Here is a 1,999-nt window from a genome sequence, read left to right as displayed (position 1 = left end):
TGAAAGAACATAGCTTCAGCAAATCCCTCACGAGGTTAACTGTATGCTTTTCTTCAGAGTGAACAGTCAATTACTCTGATGGGATTCTCACCCACTGGATCACCACAGCTTCGTGGCACACCAACGTATAGTGCTTATTAATAAGTTATTGTGTAATATTAATAAATCTTTTCTTATAAGAATTTTTTCATAAAATTACTCTTGTAAGCTCTGCCTAATGGAATTGATTTCTGATGTATTAAATAAATTTGATTACCAGACACTCTCTCAATTTTTGTGGTGTTAATAATATATGATTTATGTACCCTCATAAATTTTTTTGAAGGCAAAAGTTCCTCCCAGTAACGCAGTCTTTCAGATGATATGTGCTTTTTGTTTTGTAGATGAAGTTCCGTATAATCAGCATCAGATATGATGTAGGCAATATCATCAATAAGAATACGCACCAGGTCGTAGCCAACTTTCATGTAAATTTCATTCATTTCTGAGGTCTCTCTACTCGGAATTAAATTTTGCTGTTTGGTCTCTACCTTCGAAATAGCTTTAATAAACCGCTGAAATGAAAATGGCTTCAATAAATAATCCACCACATCAAATTCATAACTTTCCAAAGCATATTCAGAGAAAGCCGTTGTAAGAATAACCTGAGGCGGATTGGATAGCGTTTTTAAAAAGTCGATACCAGATATCTTAGGTAAATGAATATCCAAAAAAATGACATCTACTTTGGTCAATTTCATCATTTCCATAGCTTCCAGAGCATCAGTAAAAGTTCCTATGAGTGCTAGCGAACCTGTATCTTCAATGTATTTTTTTAAAATACGTTGTGCTGGTAATTGATCTTCTATGATGATACACTTCATTATTCCTGAGACTTTTTTAGATCGATGGTTAATTCAACTTCATATGTTTCTTCATTCGCCTTAATCTGTAATGTATGTGCCTTTGGATATATAATCGCAAGCCGTTTTTTTACATTTTCCAAGCCAATTCCACTATCTAAATTGTTTGTATTGGTTTGCGTTTTATACGTGTTCGAACATTTGAAATACAACAATCCATCCTCAGTAATCTTGATATCTACAAGAATAATTATATCGCCCGTTTGACTAGAACTCCCATGTTTCAATGCGTTCTCAAGAAAAGCAATCAGAATAAGTGGAGCTATCCAAAAATTTGATTGGATGATACTTTTCGAGAAAGAAACGGTGCCACGCCCTTCTATTTGCAAACGTCCAAGATTGGTAAAGTTTTCTAATTGTTCCACCTCTTTTGAAAGCGAAACGTATTTTGCCTTGCATTCATAAAGCATATATCTTAGTACGCCTGATAACTCTAGGATGATCTCTGGTGTGCGTGGGGATTTTTCGATGGCATATGAATATAGGTTGTTCATATTATTGAACAAGAAGTGAGGATTAATTTGTGACTTCAGGAATTGGAGTTCGCTTTCCTTTACGGAGTCTTTTAATTCTTTGACCTCTTTTTGTTTAATACGATTTATAACTAAAAATTTCGCATATTCATCGTTTCTTTTTCCTTTCTACTTCGTTTAAAAAATAAACCGTAGCTATAGCTATGCTTGATTTTTTTGCCTTGCATAAAGAAAAAATAATTCAATGAATTTATACGAATTTTTTAATCACAAATCGTATAATAAGGGCATCCCAGCCAAATTTGAATCCTGCTAAGACTGATAAAGTTGGCAAAGTGCTCATAAGATTATATGCTACACCCAGGAATCTGGTACCACGCGTATCTGGGAAATAGATTTTTTCTAATATAACTTCTTCCACAAAAATTACCCATACCACCACCAATGCAACATATAATATAAACTTAAGGTATGCTCCGGCATATAGAAATTTTGGAAGAAGGACATAATTGACCATAGGAAGTGTAATTATAACCCTGTCTCAGGGTTAAGCCCCAGGAGGGCTCTGGGATCTAGCTCCCAGAGCCCTCCTGGGGCTTGGTCGCTAAATCAAGTGCCACTCGA

3 protein-coding genes are annotated in these 1,999 nt (G+C 35.1%); all 3 read right to left on the bottom strand.

What is annotated here, in order from left to right; all coding sequences use genetic code 11:
* Nucleotides 1-173: 173 nt before the first annotated feature.
* On the bottom strand, nt 174-863 hold the full coding sequence (locus tag F0000_RS27105; RefSeq protein ID WP_188112317.1) for a LytTR family DNA-binding domain-containing protein: 690 nt from the start codon (nt 861-863) through the stop codon (nt 174-176).
* The gene (locus F0000_RS27100) at nt 863-1,435 is read right to left on the bottom strand and encodes a sensor histidine kinase (protein WP_255452918.1); all 573 of its coding nucleotides are present in this window, start codon (nt 1,433-1,435) and stop codon (nt 863-865) included. The genes F0000_RS27105 and F0000_RS27100 overlap by 1 nt, the downstream gene beginning before the upstream one ends.
* A gap of 190 nt (nt 1,436-1,625) precedes the next feature.
* Nucleotides 1,626-1,892, bottom strand: a complete 267-nt coding sequence (locus tag F0000_RS27095) for a hypothetical protein (protein ID WP_149627821.1) — start codon at nt 1,890-1,892, stop codon at nt 1,626-1,628.
* Nucleotides 1,893-1,999 lie beyond the last annotated feature (107 nt).

Source organism: Aquimarina sp. RZ0, from assembly GCF_008370685.1.
Classification (GTDB): Bacteria; Bacteroidota; Bacteroidia; order Flavobacteriales; family Flavobacteriaceae; genus Aquimarina.
This window is presented reverse-complemented; position numbering and strand designations above follow the sequence as displayed.

What these genes read in the sequence shown, in the direction of transcription:
- F0000_RS27105 (WP_188112317.1), bottom strand. Translation starts at nt 863, where the DNA reads ATGAAGTGTATCATCATAGAAGATCAATTACCAGCACAACGTATTTTA.
- F0000_RS27095 (WP_149627821.1), bottom strand. Translation starts at nt 1,892, where the DNA reads ATGGTCAATTATGTCCTTCTTCCAAAATTTCTATATGCCGGAGCATAC.